This is a genomic window from Stenotrophomonas sp. 05L44_2, from assembly GCF_056665995.1.
Genome location: NZ_JBFTNR010000420.1, coordinates 1 through 3,755, shown reverse-complemented (window position 1 = coordinate 3,755; position 3,755 = coordinate 1). Strand labels below are relative to the sequence as shown.

Genomic DNA, 3,755 nt, shown 5'->3' with positions numbered 1-3,755 from the left:
ATCTACCTGCGCGAGCATCCACTGCCAAGCGTGGAGCGGCTCGGTGACGGGCCGATGGCGCGCGGCGTGGGCTGGGTGATCGGCAAGGTGCGCGCCGGATTGCTGCGCGCGATGGTGGAAGACACGCTGATCGACAAGGCTGGCACTGTGGGCCTGGAGCCGAAGATGGTGCGTGAGGCGCTGACCATGCGCATGGATGAGCTGCTGCATACGCGCGGCGTGCTGCGGCTGGTGAAGGCGCAGATCAACGGCATGATGCCGGGTGTGTACCTGGGGTTGCTGCTGCCGCTGGCGATCATYRCGCTGCTGCTGGCGCTGGAGATCTGGGCCGCGCATCGGTTCGGATGGAAGGGTGGGGCTGCGCCCCGGTTGGTRGTGCCGGCCGCTGSCCGGCAGTTGCAGGATGCMGCCGAAGGTTCATGAGGTTGCCGGCCAGCGGCCGGCACTACTCGTAGAAGAGCGTGCGGACCAACGGTCCGCACCTACCGTTTTGCGGTCAATCGCCGTCCTGTTCGTCCGGGTGCGCCTTCCAGTAACCGGTCGAGCGGATCCAGTCGCGCGGCACGCCCAGGTGGCCTTCGATGAACTTGCGCATCATCCGCGCGCGGCGCGATTCGGTGGCGATCCAGTAGAACGTATCGCCCTCGGGCACCTCGAAGTCGGTCAGCATGTCTTCCAGCAGCGTGCTGCTGGCGGCCGGGAAGCCGTTGCGCTCCAGCCAGTGGATGCGCACGTTCTCGTACTGCGGCAGGTCCTGGCGCTCGTCCTCGTCGGCCACCTCGATGTAGGCCTGCACCTGCGCGCCTTCGGGCAGCACGTCCAGCCAGCGGGCGATGGCGGGCAGCGCGGTCTCATCGCCAATCAGCACGTAGGCGTCATAGCTGTCGGCCACCACGAACGAGCCGCGTGGGCCGCCGATCACCAGCATGTCGCCGGCCTGTGCGCGCTCGGCCCACGGCCCGGCAACGCCCTGGTCGTGCAGCACGAAGTCGATGGCCAGCTCACCGGTTTCGTGGTCCCACCAGCGCGGGGTGTAGTCGCGTGCCGGCGAAGGCTGCTTGCCCTCGGGGTAGCTGCGGCCCTCGGCGGTCAGCACCGGCAGCACCATCTCGCCGCTGGCGTTGGGGAAGAACAGCTTGATGTGGTCGTCGGCGCCGGGCGAATCGAAGCCGGCCAGGTCGTCGCCGCCCAGCACGATGCGGCGCATGTGCGGGGTGACAGTCTCGGTGCGCAGCACCGTCAGTTCACGGAAGCGCACATCCAGGCGCAGGCGCGAGTTGTGATGTTCGGTCATGGGGGTACCTGTTGGAAGGTCGCGCGGGGGCGCGCGGCATGGGGGAGACCTGGCTGGAATCAGTCTGGCTGGGTCGTTGAAAAGGGAGAAGGCGCGTTGTCGCCCTGGCCGTTGATCAGCGCCGAGGCACGCGACAGCAGCGCAGCCACTTGCTCGGCTTCGCCGTCGGCCCAGCGCCCGTGGTGGTGCACCAGCGCCCGCTTGAACTCGCGCAGCGCAGCGGCCAGCGGTGCTGGCAGCGAGGCCTTGGTGATCTCGCGGGCGCGGTCGAATGCGCGCCGCTGCGCCAAGCGCACCTGGCTGCGCTGCACCTTCAGCTCGAACTCGCCGGCGGCAGTGATGCGGAACACACGGCGGCCGTCCACCTCTTCCGACGCCACCCAGCCGGCCTGCTCGAAGCTGGCCAACAGCGGGTACATGGTGCCGGCGCTGGGGGTATAGGCCTGCATGAACATGGTGCTGATGTGCTGCATCAGCTCGTAGCCGTGGCGCGGCTGCTCGCCGATCAGCGCCAGCACCAACAGGCGCAGGTCACCGCGGCTGAGCACGCGTGGCTGGCCGTTGCGGCGGGGTACCGCGGCATCGTCGGTGCGGCTGCGAGGGGAGGGGGATCGGCCCATTTCGATATATCGGTAACGTGTGTTGCAAACGATATATCGATAGGCCGGACCCGGCAAGCAGGATTCCGGCCACAACGCTTGCCGGATCGGGCCACGCAGCCAAGTGGCGCAAGGGCTCAGGGGGAAAGATGCGCGCGGCGCAAGCCACCGTTGCGCGGCCTGACATCCGTATCGGGCCACGCAACGGCACTGCGGGTTTCCGCCCCGGGCAGGGGCGCAGCAGACGAGCGGCGAACCGCGGGAAGGGGCCTGCTCGCGGCCAACCGTGCGCAGCTGCCTCGTCTGCGTCGAGAGGCGCGCGCGACACGTTGTCGCGGGTTCAGCGGCGCCCCGTCAGACAACGCCGACATGGCGCCCGCCTTGCCCCACAACGGTCATCCATGGCGGTAACACTGCGTCCTGCGCATGGGCGCAGCAGGCCGCAAGCGACAGCTGGCGCAGCCCTTGCAGGCAGCCACAGCGGCCTGCCGCAGCGCGTTGTCAGCGCTTTGTCCCGCCGGTGGACGTCCCGGGACAGGCCTTGCAGACATGGGTGGCCTGCATCCATACGCCAGCGTAGCCAAGTGACGAAAGCCCTTGGTGCGCTACACTTTGCGGTCTAGAAATCTATCAACAGTCGCGCGCGTGCGTGCGGTAATGGGAGCGCTAATGAACTGGTTGAACGAGGTGCTGAACAACGACCCGAATCCTGTGGAAACCCAGGAGTGGATCGAGTCGTTGAAGGCCGTTATTGATGTCGAGGGCCCCGAGCGCGCGCATCAGCTGCTGGAAGGCATGGTGGAACTGACCCGTCGTTCGGGTGCCTATCTGCCGTTCTCTCCCACTACCGAATACGTCAACACCATCGAGCCGCAGCTGGAGGCCAAGAGCCCGGGCAACGCCGAACTGGAATGGCGCATCCGTTCGATCATCCGCTGGAACGCGATGGCCACCGTGGTGCGCGCCAACCGCAAGCCGGGCGACCTGGGCGGCCACATCGCCTCGTTCGCTTCCGGCGCAACGCTGTACGACGTGGGCTTCAACCACTTCTGGCGCGCCCCCAGCGAAAACCACCCGGGCGATCTGCTGTTCATCCAGGGCCACAGCGCCCCGGGCATCTACGCGCGTTCCTTCCTGGAAGGCCGCATCAGCGAAGAGCAGCTGGACAAGTTCCGCATGGAAGTGGACGGCGGCGGCCTGTCGTCGTACCCGCATCCGTGGCTGATGCCGGAATACTGGCAGACCCCGACCGTGTCGATGGGCCTGGGCCCGCTGGCCGCCWTCTACCAGGCGCAGTTCATGCGCTACCTGGAAAACCGTGGCCTGATCGAGAAGTCCGACCGCAAGGTGTGGTGCTTCATCGGCGACGGCGAGAGCGACGAGCCGGAAACCCTGGGTGCCATCGCGCTGGCCGGCCGTGAAGGCCTGGACAACCTGATCTTCGTGGTGAACTGCAACCTGCAGCGCCTGGACGGCCCGGTGCGCGGCAACGGCAAGATCATCCAGGAACTGGAAGGGGTGTTCCGTGGCGGCGGCTGGAATGTCATCAAGCTGCTGTGGGGCGGTTACTGGGATGCCCTGCTGGCCAAGGACACCAATGGCGTCCTGAAGAAGCTGATGATGGAAACCGTCGACGGCGAATACCAGAACTGCAAGGCCTTCGGCGGCGCGTACACCCGCGAGCATTTCTTCGGCAAGTACCCGGAAACCGCTGCGATGGTGGCCGGTCTTTCCGACGACGACATCTGGCGCCTGAACCGTGGTGGCCACGACCCGCACAAGGTGTACGCCGCCTACCACCAGGCCGTGAACACCAAGGGCATGCCGACCGTCATCCTGGCCAAGACGGTCAAGGGTTACGG

General features: G+C 66.9%; 2 protein-coding genes and 2 pseudogenes. 2 read left to right on the top strand and 2 right to left on the bottom strand.

The features are described from left to right. Window positions 1-423, top strand: a pseudogene (locus AC1VAN_RS14725) (hypothetical protein); the annotation flags it as partial. A 73-nt stretch (window positions 424-496) separates the two neighbouring features. Here the strand turns inward: AC1VAN_RS14725 and AC1VAN_RS14720 are convergent. Then, window positions 497-1,294, bottom strand: a complete 798-nt coding sequence (locus tag AC1VAN_RS14720) for a siderophore-interacting protein (RefSeq protein ID WP_164280921.1) — start codon at window positions 1,292-1,294, stop codon at window positions 497-499. Between the two features lie 59 nt (window positions 1,295-1,353). Then, window positions 1,354-1,914 carry a PadR family transcriptional regulator gene (locus AC1VAN_RS14715; protein WP_099841794.1) on the bottom strand — a complete coding sequence of 187 codons (561 nt, stop codon included), beginning with the start codon at window positions 1,912-1,914 and terminating at the stop codon, window positions 1,354-1,356. 648 nt (window positions 1,915-2,562) lie between these two features. On the opposite strand from AC1VAN_RS14715, the pseudogene aceE reads away from it, so the two are divergent. Further along, window positions 2,563-3,755 (top strand): annotated as a pseudogene (gene aceE / locus AC1VAN_RS14710) (pyruvate dehydrogenase (acetyl-transferring), homodimeric type); the annotation flags it as partial.